Annotated in this window: 22 protein-coding genes, 2 tRNA genes and 1 riboswitch; of the genes, 11 read left to right on the top strand and 13 right to left on the bottom strand. The window is 49.5% G+C overall.

Annotation, left to right across the window (positions count from 1 at the left end):
* Nucleotides 1-146: 146 nt before the first annotated feature.
* Nucleotides 147-680 (bottom strand): PepSY domain-containing protein, encoded by a 534-nt coding sequence (locus HMPREF2726_RS02850; RefSeq protein WP_070602104.1) that lies wholly within the window; start codon nt 678-680, stop codon nt 147-149.
* Nucleotides 681-1181: 501 nt separating this feature from the next.
* Between HMPREF2726_RS02850 and HMPREF2726_RS02845 the strand changes: the two genes are divergently transcribed.
* On the top strand, nt 1182-1844 hold the full coding sequence (locus HMPREF2726_RS02845; RefSeq protein WP_009312316.1) for a response regulator: 663 nt from the start codon (nt 1182-1184) through the stop codon (nt 1842-1844).
* 58 nt (nt 1845-1902) lie between these two features.
* Complete coding sequence (locus HMPREF2726_RS02840) at nt 1903-3246, top strand: ATP-binding protein (RefSeq protein ID WP_009312315.1); 1344 nt, start codon at nt 1903-1905, stop codon at nt 3244-3246.
* Nucleotides 3247-3491: 245 nt separating this feature from the next.
* Here the strand turns inward: HMPREF2726_RS02840 and HMPREF2726_RS02835 are convergent, their stop codons facing one another.
* The 6 genes from HMPREF2726_RS02835 to yegQ all read right to left on the bottom strand — a co-directional run bounded on the left by HMPREF2726_RS02835 (nt 3492) and on the right by yegQ (nt 8501).
* Nucleotides 3492-4448, bottom strand: coding sequence for a MetQ/NlpA family ABC transporter substrate-binding protein (locus HMPREF2726_RS02835; RefSeq protein ID WP_009312314.1), 957 nt, complete (start codon nt 4446-4448; stop codon nt 3492-3494).
* Nucleotides 4449-4514: 66 nt separating this feature from the next.
* Nucleotides 4515-5159, bottom strand: coding sequence for a hypothetical protein (locus HMPREF2726_RS02830; RefSeq protein ID WP_009312313.1), 645 nt, complete (start codon nt 5157-5159; stop codon nt 4515-4517).
* Nucleotides 5160-5237: 78 nt separating this feature from the next.
* On the bottom strand, nt 5238-5924 hold the full coding sequence (locus HMPREF2726_RS02825; RefSeq protein ID WP_003777092.1) for a methionine ABC transporter permease: 687 nt from the start codon (nt 5922-5924) through the stop codon (nt 5238-5240).
* Nucleotide 5925: 1 nt separating this feature from the next.
* Complete coding sequence (locus tag HMPREF2726_RS02820) at nt 5926-6663, bottom strand: methionine ABC transporter ATP-binding protein (RefSeq protein ID WP_003759974.1); 738 nt, start codon at nt 6661-6663, stop codon at nt 5926-5928.
* 228 nt (nt 6664-6891) lie between these two features.
* Nucleotides 6892-7092: a hypothetical protein gene (locus tag HMPREF2726_RS02815; protein WP_003777093.1), complete on the bottom strand. Its 201-nt coding sequence runs from the start codon at nt 7090-7092 to the stop codon at nt 6892-6894.
* A 56-nt stretch (nt 7093-7148) separates the two neighbouring features.
* On the bottom strand, nt 7149-8501 hold the full coding sequence (gene yegQ / locus HMPREF2726_RS02810) for a prephenate-dependent tRNA uridine(34) hydroxylase TrhP (RefSeq protein ID WP_009312312.1): 1353 nt from the start codon (nt 8499-8501) through the stop codon (nt 7149-7151).
* A gap of 359 nt (nt 8502-8860) precedes the next feature.
* On the opposite strand from yegQ, the gene HMPREF2726_RS02800 reads away from it, so the two are divergent.
* The gene (locus HMPREF2726_RS02800; protein WP_003768779.1) at nt 8861-9607 is read left to right on the top strand and encodes an amino acid ABC transporter permease; all 747 of its coding nucleotides are present in this window, start codon (nt 8861-8863) and stop codon (nt 9605-9607) included.
* Between the two features lie 95 nt (nt 9608-9702).
* Here the strand turns inward: HMPREF2726_RS02800 and HMPREF2726_RS02795 are convergent, their stop codons facing one another.
* From HMPREF2726_RS02795 to HMPREF2726_RS02780, 4 genes are all read right to left on the bottom strand, one after another.
* Nucleotides 9703-10323: an L-threonylcarbamoyladenylate synthase gene (locus HMPREF2726_RS02795; protein WP_009312311.1), complete on the bottom strand. Its 621-nt coding sequence runs from the start codon at nt 10321-10323 to the stop codon at nt 9703-9705.
* A gap of 133 nt (nt 10324-10456) precedes the next feature.
* On the bottom strand, nt 10457-10816 hold the full coding sequence (locus tag HMPREF2726_RS02790; RefSeq protein WP_003777107.1) for a YbaN family protein: 360 nt from the start codon (nt 10814-10816) through the stop codon (nt 10457-10459).
* An 18-nt stretch (nt 10817-10834) separates the two neighbouring features.
* Nucleotides 10835-11422, bottom strand: a complete 588-nt coding sequence (locus HMPREF2726_RS02785; protein WP_009312310.1) for a DUF1415 domain-containing protein — start codon at nt 11420-11422, stop codon at nt 10835-10837.
* Nucleotides 11423-11582: 160 nt separating this feature from the next.
* Nucleotides 11583-12065: an Lrp/AsnC family transcriptional regulator gene (locus HMPREF2726_RS02780; protein ID WP_003759951.1), complete on the bottom strand. Its 483-nt coding sequence runs from the start codon at nt 12063-12065 to the stop codon at nt 11583-11585.
* A gap of 282 nt (nt 12066-12347) precedes the next feature.
* A riboswitch (glycine riboswitch) is annotated at nt 12348-12444 on the top strand.
* A 204-nt stretch (nt 12445-12648) separates the two neighbouring features.
* On the opposite strand from HMPREF2726_RS02780, the gene gcvT reads away from it, so the two are divergent.
* From gcvT to HMPREF2726_RS02740, 8 genes are all read left to right on the top strand, one after another.
* On the top strand, nt 12649-13749 hold the full coding sequence (gene gcvT, locus HMPREF2726_RS02775; protein WP_009312309.1) for a glycine cleavage system aminomethyltransferase GcvT: 1101 nt from the start codon (nt 12649-12651) through the stop codon (nt 13747-13749).
* Nucleotides 13750-14045: 296 nt separating this feature from the next.
* The gene (locus HMPREF2726_RS02770) at nt 14046-15311 is read left to right on the top strand and encodes a hypothetical protein (RefSeq protein ID WP_009312308.1); all 1266 of its coding nucleotides are present in this window, start codon (nt 14046-14048) and stop codon (nt 15309-15311) included.
* A gap of 77 nt (nt 15312-15388) precedes the next feature.
* Nucleotides 15389-15775, top strand: a complete 387-nt coding sequence (gene gcvH, locus HMPREF2726_RS02765; protein ID WP_009312307.1) for a glycine cleavage system protein GcvH — start codon at nt 15389-15391, stop codon at nt 15773-15775.
* Nucleotides 15776-15882: 107 nt separating this feature from the next.
* Nucleotides 15883-16434, top strand: coding sequence for a DNA-3-methyladenine glycosylase I (locus HMPREF2726_RS02760; RefSeq protein WP_009312306.1), 552 nt, complete (start codon nt 15883-15885; stop codon nt 16432-16434).
* A 269-nt stretch (nt 16435-16703) separates the two neighbouring features.
* Entirely contained in the window at nt 16704-17405 is a 702-nt protein-coding gene (locus HMPREF2726_RS02755; protein WP_036529452.1) for an energy transducer TonB, read from the top strand.
* A gap of 42 nt (nt 17406-17447) precedes the next feature.
* Nucleotides 17448-18074: an arylesterase gene (locus HMPREF2726_RS02750; protein ID WP_009312304.1), complete on the top strand. Its 627-nt coding sequence runs from the start codon at nt 17448-17450 to the stop codon at nt 18072-18074.
* Between the two features lie 163 nt (nt 18075-18237).
* Nucleotides 18238-18513, top strand: a complete 276-nt coding sequence (locus HMPREF2726_RS02745) for a hypothetical protein (RefSeq protein WP_050804781.1) — start codon at nt 18238-18240, stop codon at nt 18511-18513.
* Nucleotides 18514-18810: 297 nt separating this feature from the next.
* Nucleotides 18811-19053 (top strand): hypothetical protein, encoded by a 243-nt coding sequence (locus tag HMPREF2726_RS02740; RefSeq protein WP_003759935.1) that lies wholly within the window; start codon nt 18811-18813, stop codon nt 19051-19053.
* A gap of 116 nt (nt 19054-19169) precedes the next feature.
* Here HMPREF2726_RS02740 and HMPREF2726_RS02735 read toward each other — a convergent pair.
* Nucleotides 19170-19246 (bottom strand) — tRNA-Asp (locus HMPREF2726_RS02735).
* A 32-nt stretch (nt 19247-19278) separates the two neighbouring features.
* Nucleotides 19279-19354, bottom strand: a tRNA-Val gene (locus tag HMPREF2726_RS02730).
* Nucleotides 19355-19423 lie beyond the last annotated feature (69 nt).

Raw genomic sequence — 19423 nt, 5'->3', positions numbered from 1 at the left:
ACTGTCTGCGGCTTCGTTGCCTTGTCCTGATTTAGTTAATCCACTATATTTGAATTTGACCGCCATATACGGCAAAAAGGTCGTCTGAAACCTGATTTGGGTTTTCAGACGACCTTTTGACAGGTCGCCACGAATCGGTTTTTACTTTATAAATCGATGTGTGAAGACAGTACCTGACCGCTGTTGGCATCGACGCGTACTTCGTATTTTTGGATGTTGTTGACGGTTTCCACTTTATAAACCGACGGACCTTTTTTATAGCTCAAATCGGCATCCTTCGCGCGGCCGCCTGTTTTGGCTTCGGCTGCGGCAATCGCTTGTTTCAGGGAAATATTGGTGTTCGGCAGAGGTTGGAGCGGTTTTTTGTCGTAGTCTGGGCGGCTTTCGATGATGTGCCCGTTGGCTGCATCGACGAAGACTTCTTGTTTCTGGTCATCGGCAACTATTTCTACTTTATAGTAGCTCTGACCGTTTTTGTGGCGGAAATCGACTTCGATGGCGCGGCCGGGAATTTTGGCCACTGCGTAATCGACAGCTTGGGCGGCACTGATTTTGCTACTGGAGAAAGCGGCGGCTTTGGTTCCGGGTATGGCACCTGCGGCATATGCACCGACACTGGCAGTACCGATGGTCAGAGCGGTTGCGACGGCGATGATGAGACCTTTTTTGCTGAATTTCATGATGTTTCCTTTTTGTCGGATAAAAATAAAAATGTTTGTGTATTTGAACTCTGCCAACAGTGTCTGCTGGATTGAGCGTATTAAAACAAGCCAAACTTAAGCGAACCTTAAGAAAAAGATTTTTCTATAAATTTTATTCAAATTATTGTTTTTATTTTATATTTATTCCTCCAAATTTCTTAAGTTCTACTTAAGCCCAGCCTGTTTTAATGACAGGCCTCAGCCTGAAACCAAGGGTAAAGCGGGCAGTCTGCATGATGTTCTATTGCCATCCCGACTTTGGTTTTCAGACGACCCTGCCTTACAATATTGTTTTGAAGCAAGGCAGTACAACAAAACGAGTTTCAAGCCAATCCGCTATACAATCCATATCATATAGAGCCAATTAAAATAGAGGCACCCGGTTTTCGCCATGCCTTTTCTTGCGAAGGCGGGAAATGGCGGGACAGAGCGTCTTGATTTGAATTCACTGCACTTATCCGAACAAACAGGAGTATCTTTATGCGTATCCTGCTGGTGGAAGACGACCCGCACATCGGCGACGGTATTGCCGCCGGGCTAAAAAAGCTCGGTATGGCGGTGGACTGGTTTTCAGATGGCGCTCAAGGACAGTCCGCACCACTGGCTGCGCCTTATGATGCAGCGGTGTTGGATTTGGGTTTGCCGAACATCGACGGCATAGAAATATTGCGGCACTGGCGCAGACAAGGTCTGACGCTACCCGTGCTGATTCTGACGGCACGCGATGCGCTGCCCGACCGCCTGACCGGGTTGAACAGCGGCGCGGACGATTACCTGTGCAAACCGTTTGCATTGGAAGAACTTGAAGCACGGCTGAATGCCTTGGTGCGCCGCAGCCACGGACGCAGCGACAGCGGCCTGACCTTCGGCAGCCTGTATTTGGATACCTCCGCCCAAACCGCCACACTTGGCGGCAAGCCGCTGAACCTGACCGCGCGCGAATGGCGGCTGCTGGAAATGCTGGTCGCCAATCCGAAACACATCATCAGCCGCGCCCAAATCGAAGACAAACTATACGGCTGGGATCAAGAAGTTGAAAGCAACGCGGTCGAAGTGCATATCCACAACCTGCGCAAAAAAATCGGTTCATCCGTGATTCAAACCAAGCGCGGATTGGGTTACCAACTCGGAGAAATGCCTTAAGGTCGTCTGAAAACGCAAAAATTGAAGAAACAGCCCCCTTGCACAAAAAGGTCGTTCCATGTTTAAAAAGCTTCCGCCCGAAACTTCTATCCGCAAACGCCTGATACTCTATATCGGCAGCGGACTGCTCTTGGCATGGTTCGCCGCCAACGCTGTTTCACTGGCAATGGCGTTACACGAACTGAATGAATCCGCCGACAGTCAGATGAGCGACCTTGCCCAATCACTGCCCTACATCGAACCGGAAAAAGCCGTGCTGCTGCCTAAAGTTAAAAAAAGCCTGGGCAAAGGCCACACCGGTTTTGCAGAAGACAAACAAAACGGCATTTCCGTCTGGAATGCAGACGGCAGGCTGTTGCTCTCAGACAAAAGGGGTAAAGAAATTCCATTCCGCAAAATTTCCGGCTTCACCGACATCGGGAAGCCTTGGCAGGAAAAAAGCCTACGCGTCATCTATTACCACGACGGGAAAACCGGACAGACAGTCGCCGTCGCCCAACCTTGGCGTAACCGCCTTGAAATTTTGTGGAACATTGTTTGGGCGCACCTTGCCGCCTCGCTGCTTGTTCTGCTGCTGATGGTGTTGCTACTGCATCTGGCGGTCAAACGCAGCATCTACCCGCTGAAAGAGCTCGCATCAGAATTGTCCGAACGCCGCGCCGACAACCTTGCTCCCGTCAGCCGCGCCGTACCGCAGGAAACCCAAACCCTAGTCGACGCCCTCAACCGCCTGTTCGCCCGCGTTCAGACCAGCATCGAACGCGAACAACGCTTTACCTCCGATGCTGCCCACGAACTGCGCAGCCCGCTTGCCGCATTGAAAGTGCAGGCCGAAGTCCTCGCCCTCAGCGACACTGCCGAACAGCCCTACCACCTGCAACAAATCCAACAAAGCCTCAACCGCGCCGAACACCTAATCAACCAACTGCTCACGCTGGCACGGCTCGATCCCGAACAAGGCCTGAAAAATACCGCCCCCATCAATTGGGAGAGCCTCAGCAGCCAAGTGCTGCAAAACACCAACCTCTCCGCCCGCGAAAAACGCATCCGCCTCAAGCGCGAATTTCTTGCCGAGCCGCCCCTCCTGCAAGGCGACGACGCGCTACTGCAACTCATGTTGCGCAACCTGCTCGACAACGCTGTGCGCTATTCGCCCGAAAACAGCGAGGTTGGACTGTATTTTCACGCTAACCGTATCGAAGTACGCGACCAAGGCACCGGCATCGCCCCCGAACATCTGTCGCGGATTAAAGAACGTTTCTACCGTCCTGCCGGACAAAATGCCCAAGGCAGCGGACTGGGTTTGTCCATCGCCGAACACATCGCCAAACTCCACGGCCTGACGTTGAAACTTGAAAACCGCGACGGAGGAGGTTTGAGCGCATGGCTGGAGAGAGCCTGACAATAAGTACAAAACAGCAGCTTCCTACATTTGGCAAACACTCCCCCCAATCACCCAAAGGTCGTCTGAAATTCCTGACAAATCAGGTTTTCAGACGACCTGAGACCTTCGCAGCCATATTTCCCACTCCTTAGGCCTTATCCTGATTTAAATTTAATCCACTATATTTTCGCCATATACGGCAAAAAGGTCGTCTGAAACCTGATTTGGGATTTCAGACGACCTTTTGCTTTAGGGCTTACAGTTTATTTTGCTGCGGAAGCGCCGGGGTTTGCTGCGGAGGCTGCTGTGGCATTTGCTGCCGAAGCAGTAGAAGCGGCTTCGGCTTTTGCGCCGGCTGCTGCGTTCTCACCCCAGGCGGCAGGATATTTGTAACCTGCGAAGCGTTGGCGCGCGTAGGCTTTGAACTCGTCGGAGTTGTAGGCTTCGGTTACGTCTTTGAGCCATTGGCTGTCTTTGTCGGCGGTTTTGACGGCTGCCCAGTTGACGTAGGCGAAGCTCGGTTCTTGGAACAGGGCTTCGGTCAGCTTCATGCCGCTACTCATGGCGTAATTGCCGTTAACGATGGCGAAATCGACGTCGGCGCGGCTGCGCGGCAGTTGTGCAGCTTCAAGCTCTATGATTTTGATGTTTTTCGGATTTTCGGCGATATCGGCTTTAGACGCAGTCAGCGGATTAACACCGTCTTTCAACTTAACCCAGCCCAATTCGTTCAACATGACCAGCGCACGGGCGAAGTTGGACGGGTCGTTAGGCGCGGAAACGCTGCTGCCGTCTTTGACTTCGTCCAGCGATTTCAGTTTGCCCGGATACAGGCCCAAAGGCGCGGTCGGTACTTGGAAGGCTTCGGTGATGTCTAATTTGTGTTCTTTTTTGAAGTCGTCCAGATAAGGCTTGTGCTGGAAAATGTTGATGTCCAGTTCGCCTTCTGCCAAAGCGAGGTTGGGGCGGACGTAGTCGGCAAATTCAAGCAGTTTGACGGTATAACCTTTTTTCTCCAGCGCAGGTTTGATTTGGTCTTTGACCATATCGCCGAAGTCGCCGACGGTCGTACCGAAGACGATTTCTTTTTTCGCGCCATTGTCGGCGGCAGGTGATGCGGCGGATGCGGCAGATGTACTGTCTTTTTGACCGCCGCAGGCTGCCAGTATCAAGGCGAGCGCGGCGGCGGAAAGGGTTTTGAAGAAGGTGTTTGTCTGCATGTTTTACTCCTGGTAAGTGTTAAGTCGATTTTTCAGACGGCCTCTGCCGTCGGGACAGTTGGGATTTTAAATCCATTTATGGGAAACGGGACGGTTTTTTATGGTGAGGTACAGGCCTTTGGCGGAACGGTAACACAGCCAAATCAATCCCGCTTTAAAAGTCAGGGCTGAGATGAGCTTGAGCCAATCCAACGAGGTGGCGAACGGAGAAATATCAAAGGCGGTATCGGCACTTTCATACATTTCATCTGTTCCGTCGATTACGGCGTGTCCGTCCATTTCATCATCATAGTCTTCAGCCATCATGGCACTTTCATCCGGCTCGCTGATTTCGCCCATTTCATTGATGTCCATCGTGCCAATTGATCCGTTCATTTCCCCTATGGAAACCATATCATCAAATGAAAGGATGCCCCAGATGGGGACAGGGGAGGCGATAAGGGACCATACCATAAAGACAGCCAATAGCCCGACACACAATAAAATGAAGAAACCCATATCGTTACGCATCATTTTGCTGTTGTGCGCGTTGACGTCGGAGGGCGGGTGTTCTAATTTTTCCAAGATGGCGAGTTGGGCAAGAAAGATGCCGATACTCAGCCCTATGTACCATATTTTCGGCATATGGTTCATGGGGCCGATAAAGTACCAAAGGATATTGCCGATATTGACTAAATAAATGGCAATTAGAATTTTTTTGGCGGATTTCATGTTGTATTTTTCACTCAAAAGGTCGTCTGAAAATGCATCAGGTGTATTTTCAGACGACCTTGTTTACGTTTGTGAGGTTTAACGTTTGTCCAATTTCCGCGCCAACGCGTTGCCGATGCTTTGAATCAGGATAACGAGCAGCACGAGGATAGCGACGATGAAGATGATGACTTCGGTTTGGTAGCGGTAGTAGCCGTAGCGGATGGCAAGGTCGCCCAAGCCGCCGCCGCCTATCATGCCTGCCGCCGCGCTGTATGAGAGCAGGCCGATGGCGAGGACGGTGATGCTGGAAACCATGCCCGCGCGCGCTTCGTTCAAGAGGACTTTGCGGACGATGGCAAGCGGCGATGCACCCATGGCGGTGGCGGCTTCAATCACGCCTTTGGGGACTTCGCGCAGGTTTTGTTCCACCAGTCGGGCGAAGTAAAACAGGCCGGACACGCTCAATACCAGCGAGGCGGCAATCGGGCCGATGGTGCTGCCGACGATGGCGCGGGTGGCGGGTATCATGGCAATCATCAGGATGACGAAGGGGAAGGCGCGCATCAGGTTGACTAAGTTGTCGAGCAGGAAATTCACCGGCTTGTTGTAATGCAGCTGGCGGTTGGAAGTCACGAAAAGCAAGACGCCCAAGAGTGTGCCGAAGATGACGGCAATCGTGGTGGACAACCCGACCATAACGAAGGTTTCGCCCAAGGCGCGGACGATTTCGTCTTTCATGCCGACGATGGTGGAAACGGCTTGTTCGAATGTTAAGTCTGCCATATCAGTCCTCCCGAATCAGCTCGCGCCCGATTTCGGATTGGGCGTGGATTTGGTTGCCGCGTACTTCGACGATTTCCACCACTTTTCCTTTATCCAAGAGGGCAGCGCGGTCACACAAGCGGCGGATGACGCTCATTTCGTGGGTTACGATGACGATGGTAACGTTGAAGCGTTTGTTGATGTCTTCCAGACATTCCAAGACGCTGCGCGTGGTGGCGGGGTCGAGGGCGGAAGTGGGTTCGTCGGCGAGGATGACTTGGGGTTTGGGCGCGAGTGCACGGGCAATGCCGACGCGCTGTTTTTGTCCGCCGGAAAGCTGGGCGGGGTAGTGATCTGCGCGTTCGGTCAAGCCGACGATTTCAAGGCATTCTTTAACACGTTCTTTGATTTTTTCAGACGACCATCCGGCGATTTCCAAAGGAAAGGCAACATTGTCGGCGACGGTGCGGTTGCTCAAAAGATTGAACTGCTGAAACACCATGCCGATATTCTGCCGCGCCTGACGCAATGCTGCGGCATCGAGCGCGGTCAGCTCTTGTCCGCACACATTGACCTTGCCGCTGTCGGGACGTTCCAACAGGTTAATCAGGCGCAACAGGGTGGATTTGCCCGCGCCGGAATAGCCCATCAGGCCGAAGATTTCGCCGTCTTGGATTTCGAGGCTGGTCGGCTCGACGGCGGCAAAACGGGTTTTGTCGCGCGTTTGGTAATGTTTGGAAACGTTGTCCAAAATAATCATAAATACTTCCTGATACTTCCGGAAAAAAAAGAAGCCCGATGCTGTACACAACGGGCTTGGATATAAAGAAAGGAATAAAAACAGCAGAAAATGAAAATACGCTTTAGCTGTTTATGCCCGCAAGCTGTGTCAAATCGGCAATGTTAACTCAGATACGACTATAATCGAAATCGGTAACTTTGTCAAGTTTTGATATGATTTGTAATTTTAAAATAATAAATTGTCAGTTTATTTGCCGAAAAGCTCCGCTACCATGCGGGCTTCTTCCTCGGTATAAGCCGCGCCGTTGAGCTTCGCAGTCAGGATAAATTCGCCGCTTAACCCTTGTTCGGCGCAGGTTTCACGCCAGCCTTGCAGCCTTTCTTCATCGCTGGCTTTCCGTTTTAGACGACCTATGGTCTGAGCCGCCTGTTTGGTTTCTTCGTTCATACAATTCCTTAACAAAAGACAAAAGGTCGTCTGAAAATTTTCAGACGACCTCATGATTATTTGATGACCCGTGCCAGCAAGGCTTTTTCTTTGCCCTGCATATTCGGGATTTTGACTTGGATGCCGTTGCCCGGGGCGACTTCGATGGCTGCGCCTTTGCGGGTCATTTGTTCCAGCGTAACGGTTTGGTTGCCTTCGGGATGGATGATTTCCAAGGTGTCGCCGACGGCAAAGCGGTTTTTGACTTCCACCGTTGCCCAGCCTTCGGCGTCGATTTCAGTAACGTGTCCGACGTATTGGCTTTGTTTGGCGGTGGAATGGCCGCTGAGGTAGTTTTGATAGTCTTGGGTTTGGTGGCGTTCGAGGAAGCCGCTGGTGTAGCCGCGGTTGGCGAGGCCTTCGAGTTCGCTCAACAAGCCATAGTCAAACGGACGGCCTGCAACGGCATCGTCAATCGCTTTGCGGTAGGACTGGGCGACGCGGGCGACATAGTAGAGCGACTTGGTGCGGCCTTCGACTTTGAGGCTGTCCACGCCGATTTTGGCGAGTTTCTCAACGACTTCGATACCGCGCAGGTCTTTGGAATTCATGATGTAGGTGCCGTGTTCGTCTTCCATAATCGGCATCATTTCGCCGGGGCGGTTGGACTCTTCAATCAGGAAGACTTTGTCGGCGTAGGGGTGGCGTTTCTGACCGTTGATGCCTTCGAAGTTTTGGTTGGCTTCTTCTTGGGCTTTTTCAAAGTTGAAACCTTGCAGAAGCTGGGCGTCGCCCGCATCGCTTTCAGTGGCGTTGTGGACTTTGTAATCCCAGCGGCAGGAGTTGGTACAGGTGCCTTGGTTGGGGTCACGGTGGTTGAAATAGCCCGACAATAGGCAACGGCCTGAGTAGGCGATGCACAATGCGCCGTGGATGAAGACTTCGAGTTCGATGTCGGGGCATTCTTGGCGGATTTCGGCGATTTCTTCCATGCTCAATTCGCGCGACAGGATGATGCGCTCGACGCCGATGTTCTGCCAGAATTTCACGCCCCAGTAGTTGGTGGTGTTGGCCTGTACGGACAGGTGGATCGGCATTTCGGGCCATTTTTCGCGCACGGTCATAATCAACCCCGGATCCGCCATAATCAGCGCGTCGGGTTTCATGGCAATCAGCGGCTCCATGTCGGCGACGAAGGTTTTGAGTTTGGAATTGTGCGGCAGGGTGTTGACGGTCAAAAAGAATTTTTTGTTGCGCTCGTGCGCTTCTTTAATGCCTTGCTCGAGGACGTCGAGTTTGGCAAATTCGTTGTTGCGGGCGCGCAGGGAGTAACGAGGGCTGCCGGCATAAACGGCGTCTGCGCCGTAATCGTAGGCGGCGCGCATACGTTCGAGGCCGCCGGCGGGAAGGAGGAGTTCGGGTGCTTTCATGTTTGTGCTTTATAAAAGGTTTCAGACGACCTTTTGAATCACGGGGAAAGGTCGTCTGAAAAGGTGTTTTAAGGATGGGCGGATTATCCGCCTTTTTGTCGGGACGGTCAATTTTGCGGCGACATATCGGGATTGTTTTGCGTTGTTTTTTCAGAGGAAAACAGGTTTCTGAGTGGCAGTGGGCGGATAGTCGCGACGGGCGGGGAAATGTAAAAAACGGACGGCAACCCGATTAATTTAACAAAAAGGCATTCAAAGAATGTATTTTCTTGTAAAATATCGAGTTTCATTTTTCCAATGTTCGGGAATCGGGCGGCTGCCGCAAACCGTTTCCCGGAGTTTTAGACAGGCGGACGAGTATGGATTTTCGGTTTGACATTATTTACGAATACCGCTGGATGTTTTTCTACGGCGCGCTGACGACGCTGGGCTTGACCGTAGTGGCGACGGCGGGCGGCTCCGTATTGGGTCTGCTGCTCGCGCTGGCGCGCTTGATCCATCTGGAAAAGGCGGGTGCGCCCATGCGCGCGCTGGCTTGGGTTTTGCGTAAGGTTTCGCTGCTGTATGTAACGCTGTTCCGCGGTACGCCGCTGTTTGTGCAGATTGTGATTTGGTCTTACGTTTGGTTCCCGTTTTTCGTCCATCCTACCGACGGTTTGCTGATCAACGGCGACGAGGCGGTGGAAATCCGACGCTCTTACGGCGCGCTGATTGCCGGTTCGCTTGCTTTGATTGCCAACTCCGGCGCGTATATCTGCGAGATTTTCCGCGCGGGCATCCAGTCCATCGACCGCGGTCAGATGGAAGCGGCGCGTTCGCTGGGGCTGACTTATCCGCAGGCAATGCGTTATGTGATTCTTCCGCAGGCGCTGCGCCGTATGCTTCCGCCGCTTGCCAGCGAATTTATTACGCTCTTGAAAGACAGCTCGCTGTTGTCCGTTATCGCCGTGGCGGAGCTGGCTTATGTGCAAAGTACGATTAGCGGCCGCTATTCCGTTTATGAAGAACCGCTCTATACCGTCGCGCTGATTTATCTCATGATGACGACTTTCTTGGGCTGGGTGTTCCTGCGCTTGGAAAACCGCTACAACCCGCAGCATCGTTGATTTTCGAATAAGCCGATTGTTTTCGGCTAGGGCAATGTCAAAAGGTCGTCTGAAAACCGATTTGGGTTTTCAGACGACCTTTTGGTTTTTGGGGTTTACAGACCGAATAGGGCGGTGTCGCCTTTGCCTTGGCGGATGAGTTCCGTGCCGTTGGTCATGTCGATGACGGTGGTTGGCTCGGTACCGCACCAGCCGCCGTCAATGACCAAATCGACGCTGTGTTCGAGGCGGTCGCGGATTTCGTAAGGATCGGTCAGCGGCTCGTCGTCTTCAGGCAGCATCAGGGTGCAACTGAGCAGCGGCTCGCCCAATTCCTGCAACAGGCTCAGGGCGATGTTGTTGTCGGGAACGCGCAGGCCTATGGTTTTGCGTTTCGGGTGCAGCGTGCGGTTGGGGACTTCTTTGGTGGCTTGCAGGATGAAGGTGTAGCTGCCGGGAGTGGCGGCTTTGAGCTGGCGGAATTGGGCGTTGTCGACTTTGGCGTAAGTGCCCAATTCGCTCAAATCGGCGCACATGAGGGTCAGGTGGTGTTTCAAGTCGATTTTGCGGATGGCGAGGATGCGTTCCATCGCGGCTTTGTCGCCGAGTTTGCAGCCGAGCGCATAGCAGGAGTCGGTGGGGTACACGATGACTCCGCCGCTGCGGACGATGTCGGCGGCCTGTTTGATCAGGCGTTCCTGCGGGTTGTCGGGGTGGATGGCGAAGAATTGTGCCATGGCGGTTTTCCTTTTGGCAGTTTGTGTTGCGGATATTTTAAAACCGATGGTTTGAAATGACAAAAGGTCGTCTGAAAATACGGTTTCGGAACGGAAACTGCGTTTTCAGACGACCTTGTGTTTTGGATACGAATCAGGGTTCGGGACGCAGCCACATCCAGACGGCGACGCAGCCGCAGCCCAATGTGGATGCCGCGCCTATCCACCATTTTTCGGGAAAGCGCCAAAACATGAAGATGCAGGATAGGCTCATCATGCTGATGGCGAAGATTTTGGCTTTGCGCGGGACGGCGCCGTTGTTTTCCCAGTTTTGTATCATGGGGCCGAAATAGCGGTGTTGGTGCAGCCAGCGGTGGAAGCGGGGCGAGGCTCTTGCCCAGCAGGCGGCGGCAAGGATGATGAAGGGGGTGGTGGGCATAATCGGCAGAAAAATGCCGATGATGCCTAAGAGAAAGGAAACTGCGCCGCAAAAGATGAGTAAGTAGCGAATCATGTTATTTTGTTGGAAATCTTATTCGGATGCTTTGGTTTTGCCGTGATCAAACGGGCAGCGGGGAATATCGAGCTTGTCCCAGCCTTCGTGTCCCATTTTTTCGAGCAGGGCGATGTTGCGCTCGAAAATGGCGGAGGCGTCGGGGAAGGCTTGTGCGGCTTTGGCGATGCTGTCTTCGCGGATGAGGTGCAGGGTGGGGTAGGGCGAGCGGTTGGTGTAGTTGCCGATGTCGTCTGAATCCGTGCCTTCAAATTGGAAATCGGGATGAAACGGGGCGATTTGGACAATGCCTTCCAAACCGTTGTCCACAACGGCGGCATCGGCAATGTCGAGCATTTGGTTGAAGGTGTCGAAGTTGGGAAAAAGGGTCGGGTGGACAAGCAGGGTGGTTTCCAGCTCGTCGGCGGGCGTATCGCCCAAAAGCTGCAATTCTCGGTCTAAGTCTTCGAGGAAACCGTCCAGATGGCGGGCTTGGCTGACGCTGATGCGCACGAGGTTTTTGACGTGCGGCGCTTTGGCGAAGGGGCAGAGGTTGAGTCCGATGACGGCTTTTTCGAGCCATTGGCGGGTGTGGTCGGTTACGGTGGCGGAGTCAGGGGTAGTCATGCGGGAATTAGGATTTGATTTAATTAAAAATAGTTCTCAAGTATAGCATGAAATTCTCTGCTCTCAGGATATCGCCGTTAGGACGGAAAAAGGTCGTCTGAAAATGAAAACGCTGAGAAATACAGGGTTTACGTTTTCAGACGACCTTTGCGTTTTGCCTTTAATCGGGGATGAGGTGTCCCAGCGGCAGGGCGGTTGTGTTTTTGATTTCTTTCAACACGAAGCTAGACTGCGCGTCCTGTACGCCGTGATGAGACAGGAGCGTATCCAAAACGAAATGGGAAAATGAGTTCATATCGGTAAAAAACGCATGGAGCAGGTAGTCGGTTTCGCCGGTCAGGGCGAAGCAGCTCAATACTTCGGGCCATTCTTGCACCGATTGCGCAAAGTCTTCACGCGCATCTTTTGCTTTGCTGATGGAAACGCGGATAAATGCCTGTAAGCCCAAATGGACGGCTGCGGGGGAGAGCAGGGCGGCATATTGGCGGATGATGCCCGCGTCTTCCAATTGCTTCAGGCGGCGCAGGCAGGGGGAGGGGGAAAGCGCGATCCGCTCGGATAATTCGACATTGGTCAATCTGCCGTTTTCTTGTAGGACTTGTAAGATTTTAAGGTCGGTTTTATCCAAGGTTATCGGTGTCATTTAGTTTGCTCCCTGTTGCTGTATAAGATGGAAATTAGTCGGATAGCGTTCGTGTGAGCGCTCAGATTGACCAGTTAGGCAGAGTATATAACAAATAACATTTACTTAACATACAATCAACCAATGAAAAAGTATTTTTGAAAATAATCTGTGTTAAAAAGTATGGATGCAAACAAATTGATTTAATTTCATATCTGCAAACAGGGTTTAGTCAATCCGGGCAAAACGAATGGCAACCATATAAAAGACGGCTTGCCCAAACCGCCTTTTCAAGCCATAATCGGGGCATGTGCAGGAGAGAGCTACATCAGGTTACATGTAGCCGCCGAAGGCGCAGATGCCCTTAAATCGCTCAGGCAACAGGGACTGCACATTGAAATAAAACATCTGGAGAGCGGTGCGCTCGCACCCACCGAAGGGGAGAAGGCCGTCTGAACCACCATTCAGACAACCGCGCAAAGCAGTGAGCAGACTGGTTTGCCATCAAGCGGGTATGCCGAAAATCTCAGGTTCAAGGACAGATAGGGTCTTCCGCGCATCTTGTGCGGACGGCATCTGAACAATAAATCCGGAGAAGCTGAGAATGACTGCCCTGAAAACCACCCCGTTTCACCAAGCCCATCAAGATGCAGGCGCGAAGCTGGTCGATTTTGCCGGCTGGGAGCTGCCCATCCATTATGGTTCGCAAATCGCCGAACACGAAGCCGTGCGCACCGACGCCGGCATGTTCGACGTATCCCATATGCTCGTTACCGATGTCGCCGGAGCGAACGCCAAAGCCTTTTTCCGCAAACTGATTGCCAACGACGTTGCCAAACTCGCCTTCGTCGGCAAAGCCCTTTATTCCGCGCTGCTCAACGACAACGGCGGCGTGATTGACGACTTGATCGTTTACCGCACCAACGAAGCCGAAACCCAATACCGCATCGTGTCCAACGGCGCGACCCGCGAAAAAGACACCGCCCAGTTTCACAAAGTCGGACAAGAATTCGGCGTCGCCTTCAACCCGCGCTACGACCTCGGTATGCTTGCCGTACAAGGTCCTAAAGCCATTGAAAAACTCCTGACCGTCAAACCCGAATGGGCGGATGTCGTCCACAACCTGAAACCGTTCCAAGGCGCGGATTTGGGCAACGACTGGTTTGTCGCCCGCACCGGCTACACCGGCGAAGACGGCGTCGAAGTCATCCTGCCCGGCACTGAAGCCGTCGCATTTTTCAAAGCCCTGCAACAAGCCGGCGTACAGCCCTGCGGTCTCGGCGCGCGCGACACCCTGCGCATGGAAGCCGGCATGAACCTCTACGGCAACGATATGGACGACGACACCAGCCCGCTCGAAGCAGGCATGGGTTGGACGGTTGATTTGAAAGACGAAAACCGCGATTTCGTCGGCAAAGCCGCTTTGTTGGCATTGAAAGAAAAAGGAGTTGCCGTCAAACAAGTCGGTTTACTGCTCGAAAAAGGCGGCATCCTGCGCGCGCATATGGAAGTGTTGACCGACAAAGGCAAAGGCGAAACCACCAGCGGCGTATTCTCGCCCAGCCTGAAACAATCCATCGCCATCGCCCGCGTTCCGAAAGATTTTGACGGCGATACCGCCAAAGTGCTGATACGCGGCAAAGAGGTGGACGTGCGCGTATTGAAGCTGCCGTTTGTACGCAACGGACAGAAACAGTTTGACTGATGCAGTCCGATTAGGCAGGTAGTATTTAGTGAAACTTACTGTGTTTGCTTCGTAGAACCTGTTTTCTTGTTTTCAGACGATGTTTACAACTTGTATTCCTGATAGATGCTTTACGTTCGTTTTTCTAAAAAAAAACATAGTAGAAGTTGAAGTCTAAGTAGTTTCGATTTTTGTCAAAAAACAAAAAAAAGATTTAAAATCCTCTGATACATTAAAGGTAGTAACGAACCAGATTTAAATTAGTAAACGTCGTCTGAAAGCTGAAAATGAGGGGTTGTTTGACGGAGTAGTTTAATATGACGGAGATAAATTTAGAGAAAATTGATAAATCTTTAAATGTTTTTTTAGGTATTATAAAATTGGGTACCATATTGGGTATGGTATTTGGTTTTATTGTGATTTATAAATATCTTGATTACATTAATCAGTTAGGTATTTTTACAAGTATAGTTAGTCAACCGTATAGCGTTTTAGCAATATTATTTGTATTTGGTTTTATCAGTTCATTTATCTATTTATCGTTATTAGCTCCTTATCAGTTAACTGTTATAGCAAATGATGAAGGAGTATTAATAAAGAGGCTAATGGAGCGGTTAGTATTTCTTGTATCTAGTATATTTCCAATAATTGGTTTTTTAATATTGATTGTTATTGCATTTTACACATCAAAAGAATGGCGTGATAGCAACTGTGGAGAAGTTGCTGTATTCGGAATTTTTATATTTTCTATTTTTTTACCTGCTGTAGTTTTTCTTATTTCTTGGCATTATAGCAAAAAAAGAATAGTTAAAAAAAATAGAATGATTAAAGAATTAAAGGGAATATACTCAACCAATTCATTGAAAAATATAGTTTTATTTTCAATTCTTGTTGCATTGTTAACTTTTTTTTTGTTACTAGTTGTAGTTCTGAGCATTGCTGCGAATTGGATTGACGATGAAAATTTTCAGTGGCTGTTTTTAATCTGTTCATTAATTCTTGTTGCAGCAAATTCTTTGGTTGCAGCGGCATTGTTAAATGACAATAAAAATAAAATCAATGATAATAAAAATAAAATTACAAATAAAATTGTTTACTATGGCTTTCCTATTTTATTTTGTCTTGTCTATTGGGTATCTATTGCTTTTTTTACGGATGACATTCCACAAAAGTTGTTGTATCCCATTAGATTTATAGAAATTCCAAAAGACTCCGGTTGGTATATAATAAGTAATAAATATCAAAGAAAAGAAGATTTTGAATTACACGGTATTGGGGTTAATGGCATGACAACCGAAGGGATGGAATATATTAAGAAAAACTTCACGAGAGAAGTGCCTTTTGAAGGGATAGATTTTGATGACGAAAAAAATAAATGCGCTCAGCCGAAAAATAAACTCCAAAAGAATGCGCTGTATGGTTATATGGCGTGGAATTTGGGCGAGGTAAAAGTGTTTTGCCCTAAGTCTGTAGAGTTTTACGGGAAGCATACTGAAGAAGAGTTGCTGCTTGCTTCTCAAAAATGTTTGGTGTTAACAGCCGATGTCCTTCAGCCTTTGGATAGGCAATATATTCCTTACTAAAAATTATTGAACAGTGTTTCAAGTAGATTAGCAGTATCGTTTCTAGTTCTAAATCAAAACCAATGGAGAATCAAACCATGAGCAACAACATCCCAGCCGAACTGAAATACGTTGCCAGCCACGAATGGCTGCGCCTTGAAGAAGACGGTATCATCACCGTCGGCATTACCCACCACGCGCAAGAGTTGTTGGGCGACATCGTGTTCGTCGAGCTGCCCGAAGTCGGCGCAAACCTGGCTGCCGAAGAACAAGCCGGTGTGGTTGAGTCGGTGAAAGCAGCGTCCGACGTGTACGCACCGATTGCAGGCGAAGTCGTCGCCGTCAACGAAGATTTGCCCAGTGCGCCGGAAACTGCCAACAGCGACCCATACGGCGCAGGCTGGTTCTTCAAAATCAAACCTGCCAATCCTGCCGACTACGACGGCCTGCTGACCGCAGAGCAATACGCAGGCGAAGTGGATTGATTTTAAACTTGCGCGGCAGGCATATTGCCGCGTTTCGATTGTGAAAGGTCGTCTGAAACCCCGTTTTAGGTTTTCAGACGACCTTTGTTGCGCTTGACCGATAAAACATGAATTACTGCGAATTTGTTGCCGCCCTCCCAAACGATACGGACAATCCGAACAAACATTACCATGATAAGCAATACGGTTTTCCGATTTCAGACGACAATGAGTTGTTCGGACGGCTGGTGTTGGAAATCAATCAGGCGGGTTTGAGCTGGACGTTGATGCTGAAGAAACAACAGGCGTTTCGGGCTGCATTTAAAGATTTCGACATTGACACTGTCGCCGCATTCGACGAAGCCGACATCGAACGCCTGCTTGCCGACGCAGGCATCGTCCGCAACCGCCTGAAAATCAATGCCGCCATTTACAACGCCCGACAAATCAAAAAGTTGCAGCGGGAATACGGTTCGTTTAAAAAATGGCTCGATGCGCACCATCCGCTCGATAAAGCCGAGTGGGTGAAGCTGTTTAAAAAACATTTCAAATTTGTCGGCGGCGAAATTGTCGGCGAATTTTTAATGAGCACCGGCTACCTGCCCGGCGCGCATATTGAAAGCTGTCCGGTTTATCAAGAAGTTTTAGAATGCCATCCAAAATGGGCAGAGGTCGTCTGAAAACGGGTTTTGAGGCAACTTGCTTTGCCGGTTTCAAAAATATAGTGGATTAACAAAAATCAGGACAAGGCGACGAAGCCGCAGACAGTACAGATAGTACGGCAAGGCGAGGCAACGCCGTACTGGTTTAAAGTTAATCCACTATAACTATTTTCAGACGACCTTGAGGCAAACTTTGTCCTTTGAAATTCAGCTTTTCCATATTTTCTATGTCATAATCTTTTTAATCACGCCACAAGATAAATCATCAAACATAAAGAAAACAAAAAATGAACATGTTCAAACCATCCGCTTTAACACTTTTGATACTGTCCACTCTTCTGACTGCATGTTCCACCATGTCGGACAAAAAACTGCCGCCTGTCGAAGAAATCTTAAAACGTCCGCAGGCGGTAAAGCCACAGGTTGCGGTTGTTCCGACACCTGACAGGCGTAAGGGCGGCGTGTTGCCGGTGTTGTCCGTCATTAATGAAAAAGGCAGGGTTGATGGCGCAGTGTGCCGAGATCAGTCGGCAGGAAGCGCATTGTGCAAAGCTGCATTAACGCAGAAGCGTCCGAAGCGATATGAACCTGCTAAAACTTGCTCTAATCAAACCGATGCAAACGGCGAGGTGCAGAGCGTGTGTCAAAACGTTCCGTCTTATGCGGAACATATTTACTTGCTCTATGGTGAAAATGACAACTATAAAGGCGGTATGTACCGTCAGATGACCTCCATACCCTATCCTCCGTTGTCGGAGGAAAATGGGGAAGAGGGTACAGTTATATTGGGGGGTGTAGTTTCGCCGGAGGGTCAATTGGACAGTGTCAAGGTAGTGGAAAGTTCGCGTTTCCGCAGGTTGGATAATGCGGCAAGGAAAGGTGTAATGGGAAATATTTTTCTGCCTAGCGTAGAAAACGGAAAACCTGTTTGGTCACAGGTTAACATTCCAATCAGCTTTCGGTTTGAAGATGAAGATGTGCAAAATTAACGCAGCAGCTTCCGTAATACTTTAGAAAATCAGAAACAAAATATGCTCACACGAAGAAAATTTCTTACTTACACAAGCGTTTTACTGCTTGCAGCTTGCGGCGTTAAATCCGGCAAGAAGCAGACGAAAATTGCCGCAGGAAGTACCGTACTTGCTTTGGGCGACTCGTTGACCTACGGCTATGGCGCGAGTCCTGCCGAATCCTATCCTGCACAATTGCAAAAGCTGACCGGTTGGGACATCATCAATGGCGGCATTTCCGGCGATACCTCCGCACAAGCCCTGTCGCGCCTGCCCACGCTGTTGCAACGCCAACCCAAGCTTGTGATTATCGGCATAGGCGGCAACGACTTCTTGCGTAAATTTCCCGAAGCTGAAACCCGCGCCAATATTGCCGAAATCATCGAAACAGTGCAGAAAGAAAATATTCCCGCCGTCTTGGTTGGCGTACCGCACTTGAGTGTCGGCGCATTGTTCGGTCATTTGAGCGATCATCCGCTTTATCAGGAGCTTGCCGAACAATACAAAATTCTCTTGTTCGGCGGCGCATGGTCTGAAATTTTGAGTGATGAAAAGTTGAAATCCGACCAAATACACGCTAACGCTGCGGGGTATAGGGCATTTGCGGAGAGGCTGGAGAAATTTTTGCGGGAAGAGGGGTTTTTGTAGGAGTAAACGGTAATTTACTTCGCGAATTTCGTTTTCAGACGACCTTTTAAAAAAGAAAAGGGATACGAATCTTGTAGTGCAGCGTGAGGCAGAGTAAATGCTGTTCTCAGAGTTTACGAAGAAAGATTATGGAGCATTCGGTGTTTTTTAAGAAAGACTAAAAATGCAAAATAACATTGTAAAGCTTATTTTAGAAATAGAAAAAAGGCCGGCAATGTATATTGGACGCAATAGTATTTTTTGCTTAAAAGCTTTTCTAGATGGTTGGCATTTTAGAAATCCTAAACAAACAGAGAATTCAGAAATACTGATAGAGTTTGCCGATTGGATTCAAGAAAAGTTCAACATTGATCAATATAGCGTTTCATGGGACAAATTGCTATTTCTGCTCTATCAAGATGAAGAAATAGCATTGAATAGCTTTTTTTTTAAACTTTAATCAATTTCTTCAAGAAAAACATCAATAATTCGATACCTGCTTTCATGTAGTTATCGAAGCATTAACTGCAGATTGGGTTAAGCCTCAACAGTCTAGTAGGTCGTCTGAAAGCGGCAGGTTTTGCGGCATTTTATTATTGGTTTTTCCGTTCATTCTCGTTCAGATGTTGTTGCAGGATTTTTCTTTTTCAGTATTCAGGTTGTTTAGTCTGTATGTGGCCATTGCAGGAGCATTGTCTTCTGTCATACCGTCATCTATACTGCCTAAAATGGAAAAAAACGAGGTTGAAAAACGCTGATGAAATGGTTGAATGTTTTAGGTATTTGGTTGATGGCTATTCCTGAGTTTGTGGCAATTCTTTATGTTGTCGCTTATATTAATGATTTTCTGAGCAGTAATAGCGGAAATTGCGGAGTCGGCTGCCTCGGGGATTTGGTTGTTTTCTTTGAGATTGCCTTTTTTGGCAGTATTTTAATCAGCTTGATTTGGACAGTGATTTTCCTGAGAAAGTATGATAAACGCGATGAGAACGCTGATTGAAGCTTTTCAGACGACCTTCCTAATGCACGTCGTCTGAAAAACTAAATACCGCTCTTTTTCTACGTTCGTTTCTTACACGCAAAAAAATACCGGCAAAAGCCGGTATTTTTAAAATTTGGCGCGGCGGACGGGGCTCGAACCCGCGACCCCCGGCGTGACAGGCCGGTACTCTAACCAACTGAGCTACCACCGCGCATCATTGTTTTGCAACAATGAAAGGAAACTTGGTGGGTGATGACGGAGTCGAACCGCCGACATTCTGCTTGTAAGGCAGACGCTCTACCAACTGAGCTAATCACCCGAAAATAAAAAATACCGACGATGTCAGTATTTTTGAAATTTGGCGCGGCGGACGGGGCTCGAACCCGCG

Origin of the sequence: Neisseria sp. HMSC074B07 (assembly GCF_001810355.1) — a bacterium.
Classification (GTDB): Bacteria; Pseudomonadota; Gammaproteobacteria; order Burkholderiales; family Neisseriaceae; genus Neisseria.
This window is presented reverse-complemented; position numbering and strand designations above follow the sequence as displayed.